The organism is Flavobacteriaceae bacterium (assembly GCA_014075215.1).
In the GTDB taxonomy this organism is placed as follows: domain Bacteria; phylum Bacteroidota; class Bacteroidia; order Flavobacteriales; family Flavobacteriaceae; genus Polaribacter.
The window spans coordinates 244,271-259,310 of the sequence record CP046177.1; the positions used below are offsets into that span (position 1 = coordinate 244,271).

Annotated in this window: 10 protein-coding genes; 7 read left to right on the forward strand and 3 right to left on the reverse strand. The window is 35.6% G+C overall.

Annotated features, from left to right (window positions below):
- Positions 1-193: 193 nt before the first annotated feature.
- Positions 194-694: a DUF456 family protein gene (locus tag GKR88_01295; protein ID QMU63037.1), complete on the reverse strand. Its 501-nt coding sequence runs from the start codon at positions 692-694 to the stop codon at positions 194-196.
- Positions 695-854: 160 nt separating this feature from the next.
- On the opposite strand from GKR88_01295, the gene GKR88_01300 reads away from it, so the two are divergent.
- The 7 genes from GKR88_01300 to GKR88_01330 all read left to right on the forward strand — a co-directional run bounded on the left by GKR88_01300 (position 855) and on the right by GKR88_01330 (position 6,996).
- Positions 855-1,814, forward strand: coding sequence for a GHMP kinase (locus tag GKR88_01300; protein ID QMU63038.1), 960 nt, complete (start codon positions 855-857; stop codon positions 1,812-1,814).
- A gap of 93 nt (positions 1,815-1,907) precedes the next feature.
- A complete protein-coding gene (locus tag GKR88_01305; protein ID QMU63039.1) occupies positions 1,908-2,990 on the forward strand; it encodes a diphosphomevalonate decarboxylase in 1,083 nt (360 codons plus the stop codon).
- 14 nt (positions 2,991-3,004) lie between these two features.
- The gene (locus tag GKR88_01310) at positions 3,005-3,499 is read left to right on the forward strand and encodes a hypothetical protein (protein ID QMU63040.1); all 495 of its coding nucleotides are present in this window, start codon (positions 3,005-3,007) and stop codon (positions 3,497-3,499) included.
- 61 nt (positions 3,500-3,560) lie between these two features.
- Positions 3,561-4,487, forward strand: coding sequence for a mevalonate kinase (locus GKR88_01315; GenBank protein QMU63041.1), 927 nt, complete (start codon positions 3,561-3,563; stop codon positions 4,485-4,487).
- 13 nt (positions 4,488-4,500) lie between these two features.
- On the forward strand, positions 4,501-5,418 hold the full coding sequence (locus GKR88_01320; GenBank protein ID QMU63042.1) for a ubiquinone biosynthesis protein UbiA: 918 nt from the start codon (positions 4,501-4,503) through the stop codon (positions 5,416-5,418).
- A gap of 38 nt (positions 5,419-5,456) precedes the next feature.
- Positions 5,457-6,257 carry a pseudouridine synthase gene (locus tag GKR88_01325; protein ID QMU63043.1) on the forward strand — a complete coding sequence of 267 codons (801 nt, stop codon included), beginning with the start codon at positions 5,457-5,459 and terminating at the stop codon, positions 6,255-6,257.
- 589 nt (positions 6,258-6,846) lie between these two features.
- Complete coding sequence (locus GKR88_01330; protein QMU63044.1) at positions 6,847-6,996, forward strand: hypothetical protein; 150 nt, start codon at positions 6,847-6,849, stop codon at positions 6,994-6,996.
- A gap of 61 nt (positions 6,997-7,057) precedes the next feature.
- On the opposite strand, the gene pbpC is transcribed toward GKR88_01330, so the two are convergent.
- Positions 7,058-9,343 carry a penicillin-binding protein 1C gene (gene pbpC, locus GKR88_01335; protein ID QMU66609.1) on the reverse strand — a complete coding sequence of 762 codons (2,286 nt, stop codon included), beginning with the start codon at positions 9,341-9,343 and terminating at the stop codon, positions 7,058-7,060.
- Positions 9,344-9,510: 167 nt separating this feature from the next.
- Positions 9,511-15,024, reverse strand: coding sequence for a hypothetical protein (locus GKR88_01340; GenBank protein QMU63045.1), 5,514 nt, complete (start codon positions 15,022-15,024; stop codon positions 9,511-9,513).
- Positions 15,025-15,040: the final 16 nt, after the last annotated feature.

A 15,040-nucleotide genomic window follows, 5' to 3' on the forward strand; every position in this document is an offset into this window, starting at 1 on the left:
GCAAGTAAGATCGGAAAAAAAGTTGCTTTAATTAAAAAAAAGCGTATATTTGCGGGCTACTTATTTTTAACAAGTAGTATTTAGTAGTATTTAGTTGTGTTTAGTGCTTTTCTAAAGTACTGTTGTTTGTTAATCAATAGAAAGCTTCCCTAAAACGGGTTGCTTTTTTATTTTGGATGGGATTAAACGTCATTTAAAAGAAAAGTGTTTTGTGGTCCCAGAATTTTGAGATATACAAGCCGGCAAAAATAAGGCTGACTAAAAATTTTAAGCCTGTAGAAAACAAAAAACCGACAAATGCACCAAAAGCTGCTTTGAAAGCTCTATTTGAATTAGTACTGTCAAACATCATTTCTCCGACAAAAGCCCCGGCGAAAGGTCCGATTATAATTCCCAAAGGCCCGAAAAAGAGTAATCCTATCAGCAAACCTATAGAAGTTCCATAAATTCCATATTTACTTCCGCCAAATTTTTTGGTTCCCAAAGCAGGAATTACATAATCGATAAGCCATATAAAAATGGCAATACCCAAGGTAATTCCCAGGAATACCCAGTTCATTTCTATTACAGAAATCATATGAAAAATTAAAAGTCCGAACCAACTTGTAAGCGGCCCCGGGAGAACAGGTAAAAATGAGCCAATAATTCCTGAAATAATGAGTATAAAGCCTAATAATAGTAGAAAAATATCCATGAAGATTGCTAGTTGTACCTTATATTAACGCAAAAGCAGAAATTTTGTTATCAAAGATTTTAAAAATGTTCTAAATGATTTCTTTTTTTACAGGTTGCTAGCGATTTTATATAACTTTGTTTTTAAGGAATGAATCTGAGGTTATTGACTGCTTACAGCGATGGATAAAAAAATAAAAAAAGTAACCGTACAAAGACGGAGTTATAGTAACGGAAAACTATTGCTGACAGGAGAATATGTTGTTTTAGACGGTGCGGTAGCATTAGCTGTGCCTACTACTTTCGGGCAAGATTTGGTTGTAGAAACAATTGAAAACAAACAGTTGATATGGAGTAGTTTTACCAATAAAGGAGTATGTTGGTTTGAAGCAGTATTTGATGTACCAAAATTGCGATTGGCTACTGCTACATTTAGCTCAAGCCGGGAAGGAAATACTGATTTTATTGCTGAAACATTGCAACATATTTTACAGGAAGCTCAAAAATTAAACCCCTGTTTTTTAAGTTCGGAATACGGGTTTTCAGTAAAAACAACTCTGACGTTTCCGAGAAATTGGGGTCTGGGAAGCTCTTCCACACTCATCAATAATATTGCTCATTGGGCAGAGATAGATGCATATCAATTACTATGGAGTGCATTTTCGGGAAGTGGATACGATATTGCCTGTGCTCAAAACAGTAATCCTCTTTTTTATCAGTTAAAACATCAAAAGCCTGTTGTAAAAAAAGTGAATTTTAATCCGGACTTTAAAGACCAATTGTTTTTTATCCATTTGAATCAGAAGCAAAATAGTAGAGACGGAATTATCCGATATAAAAAAAATGCTGGAAATATTGAAAAAGAAATTCGGAATATTTCGGCAATTTCTTCTGAAATAATTAATACTAAGTCACTTATCGCTTTTTCACAATTAATGGAAGAACACGAACAAATGATCAGTTCTATCGTGAATATAAAACCTGTTAAAGAAAGATTATTTTCCGATTATTTTGGAACCATTAAAAGCCTCGGTGCCTGGGGAGGTGATTTTATATTAGTGACCGGAAATGAAGAGACTCCGGAATATTTTAGAAAAAAAGGCTATAAAACGATTCTTCCTTACAGGGAGATGGTTTTATAATTACTTCGGTAAATTTTAAAGTTGTTTCCGGGGACAACGGTTAGGATAAATATGAATGCGAATAGTCTTATCTTTGTTCAAAAATAAGGACTTTTGAATACGGACCAATTTATTCCAAAAACACTTTCGGAAAGTATTTCCGGATTTAATGTAACTTGGCAGACTCCTAGCAATATTGCATTGGTAAAGTATTGGGGGAAAACAGAACCTCAGATACCAAAAAATGCATCTGTAAGTTTCACTTTGAATAATTGCCATACGATCACAAGTATTGATTTTGTCAAGAAAAAAAAATCGGATTTGGTTCATTTTGAGTTGTACTTTGAAGGGAAGAAAAAAGATGATTTTAAACCAAAAATTGCCACTTTTTTTAAACGAATAACTACCTATTGCCCCTATATCTTTGATTACGAAATGGTCATTCGATCTGAAAACTCATTTCCGCACAGTAGCGGAATTGCCTCTTCGGCAAGTGGTTTAAGTGCTATTGCCATGTGCCTGATGAGCTTGGAAAAGTTACTGACCGGAGAGGGAGCAAGCGAAGATTTTATAAAACGGAAAGCATCATTTTTAGCACGTTTGGGATCGGGAAGTGCCAGCAGAAGTATAGAAGGCCCTGTAGTGGTATGGGGAGAACACCCGGAAATTGAAGGGAGCTCCAATTTGTTTGGAACAAAATTTAATAATGAGGTACATCCTGTTTTTGGCAATTATCAAGATACCATTCTATTGGTAGACACAGGAGAAAAACAGGTAAGCAGTACATTAGGACATAATCTCATGCACAATCATCCTTTTGCCAGGCAGCGTTTTCAGCAGGCAAATGAAAACCTCTCTCAATTAAAACAAATTCTCATACAAGGGAATACAGATGATTTTATTACTCTGGTAGAGAGTGAAGCATTGGCATTGCATGCAATGATGCTAACAAGTGATCCGTATTTTATTTTGATGAAACCCAATACGTTGAAGATTATTAACGAAATATGGGAATACAGAAAAAAACAGGATAGTACCGTTTGTTTTACACTGGATGCAGGAGCTAATGTTCATGTACTATACCCGGAAAATGAAAAAGAGAATATTTTGCAGTTTATTGAAAATCAACTTTCTAAATACTGTAAAAAAAATCAGTATATTTGCGATCATGTAGGTTTAGGTGCTTTGAAAAAATAATTTTTTTGGTTTTAATGAAATTAAAAACAAATGTCTTTTTTATTGTATTTGGGCTGTTGTCCGTAGGTTCTTTTTGTCAGGAAACTATTTGGTTTGATGCAAATTACACCATTACCACAATAGAAAAAGCAACTTATTACAGACCTACTCCAAAGGAAAAAAGAAATAATGTATTGATTATTGATTATTATAAGAACGGTAAAAAATACAGAGAGGGAAAAGCAAAAAGTGTAGTATTAAATAATGAATTATTTCGAGGGGTTGTCACCTATTATTATCCGAATGAAACGATCTTTAAAAAGATTACTTATAAAAAAGGGGTTATAGATGGGGTTTATCAGGAATACTATAAGACAGGCGAATTAAAAGAAAGCGGTAGATACAATAATGGGAAGAAAAACGGAAATTGGAAATTATATAATAAAAGTGGAAAGATAAAGAGTAAAGGCACATACAGAGATGGAGAAAAAGTCGGTATATGGAAAATATTTTATAAAAACGCATACTAAATTGACTCTTAATTATATATAGCGCATTTTGCGCTATTTTTTAGTCGAATAAGGACATATTATGAAAGGACCGTTATTTTATGCTAAAATTTTGCTATTTGGAGAATATGGAATTATAAAGGATTCCAAAGGTTTGGCCATTCCGTATAATTCATACAGAGGCGCTTTAAAATTAGCAGCGAATTTGTCAGGAGAGGCTAAAAAATCTAATGAGAATTTAGTGCGATTTTTTGAATACTTACATCAGTTGGATACAGATGTGGTTTCATTTGATTTTAATGAATTTAAAGCGGATTTAAAACAGGGGTTGTATTTTGATTCCTCTATTCCGCAAGGGTATGGAGTGGGAAGTTCCGGGGCTTTAGTTGCTTCTATTTATGATAAATACGGGCAGGATAAGATAACCGTATTGGAAAACTTAACCAGAGATAAGCTGCTAAAGTTAAAAAAGATTTTTTCCTTAATGGAATCTTTTTTTCACGGTAATAGTTCGGGCTTAGACCCGTTAAACAGCTATTTGAGCTTACCCATTTTAATCAATTCCAAAACCCATATAGAACCGGCCGGAATTCCGTCACAAAAAGAAGGGAAAGGTGCGGTATTCTTACTGGATTCAAAACAAGTAGGAGAGACACAGCCCATGGTAAATATCTTTATGAATAAAATGAAGAATAAAGGTTTTAGGAAAATGTTACATGAAGATTTTGCCACATGTACCGACGCTTGTATAGAAGATTTCTTATACGGAAATGTAAGATCCCTATTCAGCAATGTCAAAAAATTATCAAAAATTGTATTCGCCAATTTTAAGCCTATGATTCCGACACCGATTCACAATATCTGGAAACAAGGCATAGATACGAATGATTATTATTTAAAACTATGCGGTTCCGGAGGAGGAGGTTATGTTTTAGGATTTACCCAAGATTATGAAAAGGCCAAACAAAAACTGCAGGACTACAAACTTGAATTGGTATATAGGTTCTAGTTAAACAGTTGTGATGGCGAATTCTTCTAAGATTTCTTTGCCTTATAAACTATTCAGCCTGCTTTCAGTAGTAAGGGGATACAATATCTTAGTATTGATGCTGGCACAATATCTGGCGGCAATTTTTATATTTTCTCCTGAAAAATCCGTACGAAATGTTGTACTGGATATACATCTTTTTTATATCGTTTTAGCTTCCGTATGTGTAGTAGCTGCAGGCTATATCATCAACAACTTTTACGATGTTAAAGTAGATCAAATAAACAGACCCATTAAATCCAAAATAGATAACTATATAAAACAGGAAACAAAATTATCGCTGTATTTCTTTTTAAATTTTGTAGGATTTTTAGCTGCATATTTAGTATCCTACAGAGCGGCTATCTTCTTTTCGGTATATATTTTTGGGATATGGTTGTATTCTCATAAACTCAAAAAATACCCTTTTACAGGATCTTTGACCGCAACTATTCTGACCATAACACCATTTTTTGCGGTTTTTGTGTACTTTAAAAATTTTTCTAACATTATTTTCATACATGCTGTTTTCTTGTTTTTGGTGATCATGGTAAGAGAATTTATCAAAGATTTGGAAAATATTAAAGGGGCCGTTATTGGAAATTATGATACTTTTCCTGTTGTTTACGGAGAGAAAAAAACAAAGCAATTATCGATATTGCTGTTAGCTTTTACATTCGTTCCGGTTGCCATTTTATTTACCTACCCGGCTATAAGTTATATGAAGTACTATTTTTATTTTGCTGCAGCAGTACTTATGTATGTTGGTTTTTACCTGTGGAAAGCTACTACACGGATTCATTATACCCGACTGCATATCATTTTAAAACTGCTACTGTTAATAGGAATTTTTAGCCTAATATTTATGGATACAAGTTTAATTTTAGAAAAGGTGATCGATCAGCTTGATTGATTTGAATGAAACTTGAGTACCTTTGCAAAAAAATAAAAATGAATTCAAATAAAAACTCGTCGAGAAGACGACAGATACATAAAAGAAACATCTTTCAGAGAGAGAAAAGACATTGGAAACCTGATGAATCTTTAGGAATTAGGTTAAACAAATATATTTCAAATTCCGGGATTTGCTCCCGAAGAGAGGCAGATACCTATATAGAACACGGAAGTGTTACCGTTAATGGAAAATTGATAACGGAAATGGGGTATAAAGTACAGCCAACAGATGTTGTTAAATTTGACGGGAGCATCATATCGCCGGAGCAAAAAAAATACATATTATTGAATAAGCCTAAGAACTATATTACCACGATGGAAGATGAAAGCGGTAGAAAAACAGTTATGGAACTAGTAGCCAATGCAACTCATGAGCGTATCTACCCGGTAGGCAGATTAGATAGGATGACTACAGGGTTATTGTTATTTACGAATGATGGAGAATTAGCCAAAAAATTGACTCACCCTAAACATAACGTTCGTAAACTCTACCATGTTTCTTTGGAAAGAAAATTAGATTTGAAAGATTTACATACCTTAAAAGGAGATGTAATCATTGAAGGGAGAAAAGTATTTATCGATGCCGTTTCTTATATAGAAGGGGAGCAAAAAACAGAGATAGGAATAGAAATCCATTCGGGGAGAAATAGAATTGTCCGTAAAATATTTGAGCATATAGGGTATAAGGTCATAAAATTAGACAGGGTTATTTTTGCAGGCTTAACCAAAAAAAATCTGCCCAGAGGAAGATGGAGGACACTTACCGATCAGGAAATAATCAATTTGCAAATGATGTGATACCGATTAAAGTTGAAAAGTTTACAAACTTTTTCATTTTTTAGGTCACTCCGTTGGTATGGGCCAGACGGACCAGTTGCATATTGGTTTTGGCATCAAAAAGGTCGCGGAGTTTACTCAACCGAGACCTTTGCCGAATTGATTTGACAAAAAAGTTCGACGCCCGAAGAAAATTTTCAACCGGAATAACCTGTTGGTTTTGAGGATTTAAAATTCAAGGTTTCATCTTTCCAAGCCCGGATTTAAGTGTTGATATCGATGTCTCATTTCTCCTCAAAATTTACCTTTAGCCATCTTTTATCATGTTAGTTATACAACAATTTGTTTTACCGTACCGAAGTACTTACAATTCTATTCATATTACCCGGTAGCACCTCACTACTAAGATGCACAATTCTTCAAAATTTGTATGTGTGAAAAACAGAAATAGCTATTTTTTACCACTGCATTTTTAAGGGATACTACTACCTGCAGTATAAATAAATTTTTTAACTCTTAATCCTTTGTTGATGAAATTTTTAACATTTCAAACAAAGAATATTCTAATTTTATATCCTTATTGATATTTGATGAATTGAAAGATTCTTTAATGATTTTTTTTATATTGAACTCGTTTAGACCTTTTGGGTTTAAGCGAAAATTAGAAGTTTTTAGCTCTGTTGAAGGCTTTTTTGAGTTGCATAGCAGTACTACGGAAGGAAAAAAGACAAGAACAGAGCAGAAAACACCCATTTTTTAGCAAATCCAAAAGGTCTAAACGAGTTCATTATTAAACCCAAATGGGTAAAATTTTAAAAGATTTATAGGGTAATTTTAATTTTCTTCTTTAGCTCATTTCCCAGATGATCAACAACTGTTATTACATAGCTCCCTTCTTTAGGTTGAATCCCCAATTCGTGAAACTTTGTAGTCTTCCCCTGATAATGACCATCTATATACCAGAATAAAACAGCATTTTCATCAGAATGAGTAACTTTTAAAACAACATCATTCCTCTGGCCATTAAAATCTTTAGGCAGGTATATTTTGTTTTGATTTTTCGGATATATAAATGCCATTAGCTTTTCATTTACACGCAAACAAGAGTTTTTAAAGTCCGGGAGTTGTTGATAAAAAGGGTTTTTCTTTTTATAATAATATTCCATTACCGGAGGTAAAATAAACCAGGATTTTTGCACAATATCCGTAGCCTTTTCACACGAAGTATTTACCAGGTACTCTCCGGTTTTATTCAGGTGAACTATTTTGTGATATGGACATGGTTTGGAATGTAAACCTGTAATAGAGACATCTGCCGATATTTTCTCTTCACAAAGTTCGGTAGCTCTATATCCGCTTTTGCTGCATACTTCTTCCGTGACCATTTCATTTAGAGGCATATCAAACCATCGGCTTTTTGGAAGTTTATCAAATACTTCAAATAATATGGGAGCTGCTGTTTGAATACCGATCAGTCCGGGTCTTCCTTCCCCGTCTGCATTGCCTACCCAAACACCCACTACATAATCTTTGGAAGTTCCAATAGCCCAGGCATCTCTGTAACCAAAACTTGTTCCTGTTTTCCACGCAATCTCTTTTGAAGAATCAAAATATTCCCAATTCTGATTTGCTCCCGGCCTGTATACCTCTTTCAAGCTCTCAAAAGTAAGGTATATAGATGCTGCATTTATCAAATTTTTTTCCTGCTTTATTTTACCAGGATTCATTTTTTCATCAAAAATATAAGTGGGTTCGCAAAATTCATTGGAGTAGTATCCCAATGTTTCATTATAATGGTTAATAGTAGAGGAAAAAGCAGCGTAGTTTTTACACAAATCCCACAGATTGCTCTCCGCGCCTCCCAGAATTAAAGTAAGGCCATAATGGTCAGGAGGTTGGTTAATATCATGAAAATTTAATTCTTGTAGGTAATGGTGAAATTTATGTAATCCGAATTCTTGTAGCATTTTTACTGCCGGAACATTTAATGAACGGGCAAGTGCTTTTTTTGCGGAAACGGCTCCGGCAAAATCCCGATTAAAATTTTCAGGCTGGTAAGTACCTATTTGTGTAGGTGTATCCGGAATTAAAGTTTCAGGTAAAATAATTCCGTCATCTAACATAGCTCCATATAAAAAGGGCTTTAAAATACTTCCCGTGCTCCTGGGCTTATCAATAATATCCACATCTTTTTGATGTTCTGAAGTTGTGGGCGTATTCCCTATATATGTGAAAACCTGGCGTGTTTTTACATCTAATATCAAAATTGCAGCGTTGTATATTTCATTTTGAGATAATTTTTCATAATGAGCTTTTACTATTTGATTGACTTGCTTCTGTAAGTAATAATCAATAGTGGTTTTTACTACCTTCCCCTCTTTCTTTTTACTGATTTTTTGTAAAAGGTGTGGGGCTATTTGAGGAATAGCATAGGGCTTTGACGGCAGCTTTTCTTGTATGGATAATTGATAGGTCAGAGAATCTATAATGGAGTTCCGCAATAGTTTTTTCAATAGTTGATTTCTCTTCTTTAATAGCTTTTCTTGATTTTTCCCCGGATACATCAAACTCGGTGCATTGGGTAAAATTGCCAATGTTGCAGATTCTGCCCATGACAAATCCCCGGCACTTCTGTTAAAGTAACGCCAGGATGCTGCATCTAACCCAACAATGTTACCTCCAAAAGGAGCATTGTTTGCCCATAAGGATATGATCTTTTCTTTGGACGCTCTAAATTCTAACCGGGTAGCTAAAATAATTTCTTTGAGTTTTTCCATATAGGTTCTGTCAAATTCTTTCCTCGACAATCTGATCACCTGCTGGGTTATGGTACTTCCGCCTCTTTTTATTTCTCTTTGCTTTGCATTTTCTATCAATGCCTTAATGATTGATATGGGATTGAATCCCGGATGCCAATAAAAATATTCATCTTCAAAATGAATTAAACAGTGCCGGAACTTTTTTGGTACTTGTGCGTTTTCCGGAAATCTCCATTGGCCGTCTTTAGCAATTTTTGCACCAAGCAATTTATCTTCTCTACTAAGTATGACCGTAGATGTTGATTCTCGAAATAATTTTTCCGGCAGGCAAAAGGCATACCAAATCATGCCTGCTCCCAAAATAGCTAATTTGATAAAGTGCTTTTTTATGTATCTCTTATTAATCCTCAATTAGTAGTCTTATTGAGCTTTGTCAAACGGAATCCGCTTCCCTGTCAATACTTGTATTCATAGGTATTATGATTCGCACGCTACAACACAGGAATGTTATAATTTTACTTTATAACCGTAACCCATTTTCCTTTACTCCTTGTCAAATAATCATGATCATACATGGCCTCTACTTGTAGTCCGGGTACATAATAAGTACCCAAATAGGATGCATTTAACAAAACGGAAAATGTCTTACTACTGTTTTTTGTTCCTTTTCTCGACAGGTCAAAATAGAAATTCACCCGATCGTCTCTTATATCCGTATACCTGGCCTTACTGTCTGTACCGCCATTATAAGCGGCAAACCTGGTATTAATGATTTCCCAGCCCGAAGGAAAAAATTGTGAAAGAGCGATATCACTCACCTTTTCATTGTTCAAGTTTGTTACCGTAACGGTTGCTTTAAATTCGCGACCTTGTTTCAGTTTACTGATAGTAACGGGTGTTCCGTCGGGCAGGGAATATTGAACATCCGATGATAGTCCCCTGCTTACTGCCAAATCACCTCCCAACGGAAGCTTCCCTTTGGTTATTATACTTACATAAATGGTATTACTTCCCATATTTTTTAGTTTCAACTGATAATCCCCGGTATGGATATTCAGACTTCTTTCAATGATACTTTTTGAGGTTTCGAGTGTTGTTTTTTCTCCTTCAAAATGATATCGAGCTTTGATAGATTTTCCACCGTTTTTAATCATCATTTTCCCCATGACCAGCAAGCTATAAGCCGTTGTTTGTGTACTCATCCATTGATTACCTGACAAATCTTTGGCAATTGATTTCGCTAATTCAAAAGTTTTGGGGTCATCCAATAAAAGCATTGTTTCCAATGCCATGGCTTTATTTCTGGTTACAGAGCCGTAGGTATATTGCGTATCTCTGTCATTAAATTCTATACCGGCTGTATTTGTCAGTTCTTCACTTGCCCGGCCCTGACCGATCAGTGCATAGGCTGCTGCCAGCCTCCATTTGGCTTCATTGGAAAGATCTTTATACTCTCTTAATCTGTTCATCGCTCCCAAATCAGGATTTCCGGACAGTGCTAAAGTGTACAAACGATATGCCTGGTTCATATCTCCCGAATAGCCATCGGGAGCAACTCTCCACTTCCTGGCTGCCTCTTTTTGATAGCGTATCCAATTCTTCTTGAATGAAAAGGGTAGTACATATCCTCTTCTTTCTGCTTCCAGCATAAAATGACCCGCATAAGTAGTTCCCCAATCGTTAGAAGAGATTTCACCCGGCCAATAACTCATGCCTCCATTGGGTCTCTGGAACTCACCTAATCTTTTAATTCCTTCTTTAATATGATTTTCTATATGATTTCTTTTTACCGTAGATAAATCAAACAAATCTGTCATATATAACTGGGGAAAAACACCGGATGTTGTTTGCTCCAAACAACCATGAGGATACTGAATCAAATATTCCAACCGTTTTTCAAAATCAATAGGCGGAATGGATGAAAATTGTAATCTTCCGGAATTACTTCCTGTTGTTCCGAAAGTTGAGAAATCTAACGTTACTTCCTGATGAGCTTGTATTACTTTATTGAGTACTCTTGATGTAACAGGATTAGGGTTTATCACATCGACTTCCACATGGTACTTAGCTGTATTCGCTCCTGACTTTGCTTTAACCAGGATCGTTTGAACTCCTTTTGCTTTGCTTATATCCAAATTAAAGTAAGCCATTTGTTCTCCTGTTTTGCTAAATGCTACAGATGCTTCTTTTTTACCTGTAACTTTAATTCCGCCTGATGTTTGTATGCTTACGGATACATTTTTAATATGATCTTCATTCGCAAAAACGGTAACCGGTAATGTAACTTTCTCTCCCGGGCTTAGCTTTCTGGGTAAAGAGGCTAAAGCCATTAAAGGTTTTTTTACTTTTACGGTTTTATCTGTATTGCCGTATGCTTCGTCATCAGTATTTCCGGCAACGATCATAGCTCTTACGGAACCTATATAATTTGAGAGTTGCAATGTATGTTTATTTTCACCTCCGGGTTTTAAAACAAAAGGCCCTAAGTGTTTTACTACAGGTTTAAAACGGTTGGCTTTTCTATTCTTTGATACCTCTGAAGTACCGTCCCCGCCAATGGCAAATACCTGGTCGATACTTCCGGAATAGGCCCCGAGAACATCATCGTATATATCCCAGGTTCTTACTCCCAGTGCTTCTCTTTTATAGAAGCTTTCATATGGATTTGGTGTTTTAAAGCGCGTAAGATCCAGTAAGCCTTCCTCAACAATCGCCAGTGTATAGGTCATTGGCTTTTGGTTTTTTTCAGAAATGGTTACTGTAAACTCCTTTTCCGGTTCTATAGTATCGGGCATGGAAATTTCAGGCATCAATTTTTTACTGATGTCTTCAACCTTAATGGGAATAGTACCGTACAGCCGAATAGGCAGATCATTTTCTACCCTTGAATGCGGTTGTAACAGCGATATATTGACAAAAAAGTTGGGAATCATATTAGCAGTAATCGGAATTTCAACTACGGTTTTTCCTTTTTTTGTATCTGCCCACAAATGTTTTATTACTTCGTTTCCATTTTCCAAACTTATCAAAGCTTTGCCTATATGTGCGGAAGGCAAGGTGATTTTAGCCGTTTCTCCTACCTGATAGCTTTTCTTATCCGAAGTAAAAACAAGCATTTTAGCTGCTTCTTTAGTATCCGAAGGAGTGTTCTCCCACCAATTATCGTAGAAATACATGACCCTGCCTGTCGCATGTCCGCTTACCGGATCAATTACACGGATGAGGTATCTCCCCCGATCACTTTTCGGAATAGAAATAGTAATATGTGCTTTCCCCTGATGGTCAGTATCAATTTGTAAACTTTTATATGCTTTGTGATAAGCGTCGGAATGATAGCTTGATAAATTATCTCTTCCTGAGTTCCACCACCAGCGCCACTCTAGTTTATACAGTTTGATTTTTACATTCTTTCTCGCAATCGGTTTCCCTTGATCAGACAGTGAAATCACATCGAAACGGTAATTTGTTTTGGTATTATAAGATCCATAAGTGTCTTCTTTGGGTGACTGAAGGCCGACAAATGAAGAATACGGGGCGAATTTTTTTGAAAATGCATCGATCGAAAAGTCTCCTCCGGTCTCAAAAGCTTTCGCCAGAAAATGGATACGTAACATTCCGGGTGCATTTTTTCCTACCGATAGTTTATTTTTGATCTTGGCAAGTCCGGCATCATTTACTTTTCCATCAAAGAGGGTTACTTCTTCGGTTCTGTATTCGCGTGTAGGATCGTGAAATACATATTTTTTGTAACCGTCAAAAACTGTAGAAGTGTGAACAATTTTAGCTTTTATTTGTGCTCTTATATTTCCGGCCGGTGCTCCGTGTAACCAATTTAACTGCAGGTTTCCATTTATTGGCTTATCGTGAGAAAATATCTCTTTGTCAAAATCCAAATGAATTTTTAACCTGTTTGGTTTTACGGCCTCCACATGTAAGTTTTTGGTAAATTGGGCACCTCCGACAGATACTTTCGCCCGATACATTCCCGTAATGCTCTCGACAGATGTCGCAAATGGAAATGCATAAAACCGATTTACATGTTTTGTAATTACTTTTTTATAAACCAACTTTCCATTAGGGTTTATTACTTCTATTTTAACAGGATGTTCTTTTGGGAGCTTATTATTGCTGTCATCCAAAACAAAATTTAAATGAATAGAATCGCCGGGCCTCCAAACTCCTCGTTCGGCATATATATACCCTTTCATCCCTTTTTGTGTTTTAGCTCCCGAAACATCAAATTTGCTCAGAGATAAGGAATTTCCGTCATTAAGTTTGATATATGTAGTATTTCCGGATTTAGTAACCACTGCAAAATAAGCTTCTTTGTCCGAGTCATATCTGGCAATACCTCCTTCATTGGTGGTTAATTGATGAAATTTCTGTTGCTGATAATTATACAAAGAAATTTTGGCCCCACTGACAGGTTGGGCTGTCAGGATATCTGCCACTGCAAAAAAGTAATTATTTGTATGCCCTCTTTTGACAATGACTCCTAAATTGGAAGCAATCAGGTTTTGAGAAATATATGCGTTGTTGTAATAGGCTTTATGGCAAGGGTTATCTCTTTGTTGCCAGTTGTAATAGTAGTTTCTGTATCTGTATAATTTGTTATTCCAGTATTGTTCTTCTTTTTCTTCTTCTCCGTGATACACCTCCGTTAATTCTTCTATTGGTTTCATTTCCGCTCCTTCCTCACATCCATACAAAGAGTATTCTTTTCTGAAGCTCAATTCAACCCTGTATATTGAACCTGCATCTGCTTTAAATAATTTAGACAGATCAATACTATAAGCCTTCCAGTTTTTGGTATGCTCTGATGTATTTTTTATTAATTGAATTGTTTTTTTAGCTACTCTTCTCCCGACTCTTCTAACCTCATTCTTACTATTCAGGTTATTATTCTGGAGAAACTGCAATACATTATCTTGATAAATTTTGATGATGCGAACATCCACCGCTCTGAGGTTTACAGCTTCAAAATTAAATTTCAGATTATCGGAATCAGGTAAAAAATTCCCTGAATTAACTAACTTTACAGCCGGTTTTAATTCCTCAAAAACTAATGAAGTACTAAATTGTTCCTTCAACTTATAACCTCCTGTATTTTCTATTCCCCGAAATACCTCTATAACCGTGTTCCCTGTAACCTGTTCTCCAAAATATACTTTCAACAGGTTTCCATTTACTTCAAATTTTGGATTGCTTATGTTTTTTACAGTTACCAAGCCATTAAAATTTTGGTCTTTTTTTAACGGATCGGAAAAATTGACGGTAATGTATTGCTGGCCTTCCCTAAAGACATTTACACGGGTTACCCGGAAGTTATTTTTTCCGGGAACGACAATAGTATCTTCCCCCGAAACATCTGATTTAATGCCTTTCCCATTCCACGCAATCAATAGGGCATCATCATTTTCAAAGCGTTGTATACTGTCTAACTTGAAATTAAAAAAACGGCCTTCAGGATCAGAATTATCCCATACTATGTTAATATTCTTTTTTCTTTGAGAAGCCTTTACCAGTTTTTTAGCAGCTTCCAATTTTATAATATCGGCAGACTCCAAAGTACCTTCTACAAATTGCCAGTCTTTACTGTAAGACTGTAAGTTATTGACGGAAATAGCAATACCCGGCTTTATCGTTTTACATTGAAAAGTGTAAGTCTTCTTGTCTTTAGGCACTTCTTCAAATACCTTATCCATTTGTATGGTAACAGTATATTCCGTATCAGGTTTTAAAGGAGAACTTGGTAAAAACCGGAGAACATTGCTGTTCTTCAATACCAAATTGCCCGCTACCTCAGGATAAACTGAAAGAATATCTTGAGGAATATGGTCTTCTCCCTTCCATCTTTCAATTGATTTTGTAAAGTACAACTCCAAAGCATCAGAAGTAGAAATAATACCTGTTGTCGTGTAGTTTATGTAATTTCGGTATTTGTATATGTTATCCGGGTTTTTCTTGTTTTTACATGAAAAAACAAAAACGATAAGTAGTGCTGAAATAGCGATTTTTGGCATTGACATAGCTCAAAATTTTTAG